This is a genomic window from Chryseobacterium sp. SIMBA_028 (assembly GCF_046535285.1).
In the GTDB taxonomy this organism is placed as follows: Bacteria; Bacteroidota; Bacteroidia; order Flavobacteriales; family Weeksellaceae; genus Chryseobacterium.
The window spans coordinates 1-257 of the sequence record NZ_JAWRWZ010000500.1 but is presented as its reverse complement, the minus strand read 5'-3'; the positions used below and the strand labels follow the sequence as shown (position 1 = coordinate 257).

The following is a 257-nucleotide window of genomic DNA, read 5'->3' as shown; positions in this document are numbered from 1 at the left end:
AAAGAGCCATTGCCGTTGACGTCCTCAATGCCCTCAGGGATTATCGCGTCTCCGAGCAAGCAATGCGCCGAAGGACCCGATCGTCCATGGGAATGGGCGAGAAGGACCTCTTGGCCCTGCGGTACCTCTTCGAAGCCGAAGCCGCCGGCAAAGTCATGAAGCCGAAGGATCTGGGCGACCGGCTTGGCATAACGTCCGCCTCCATGACCACTTTGATAGACCGTCTGGTGGAATCCGGCCATGTTCGGCGCGAACCC

General features: G+C 59.9%; 1 protein-coding gene. It reads left to right on the top strand.

Annotated elements, in window-relative coordinates; all coding sequences use genetic code 11:
* Positions 1-257: MarR family transcriptional regulator (locus tag SCA31_RS24260; RefSeq protein ID WP_410699537.1), on the top strand; the 257-nt coding region annotated here is incomplete at both ends.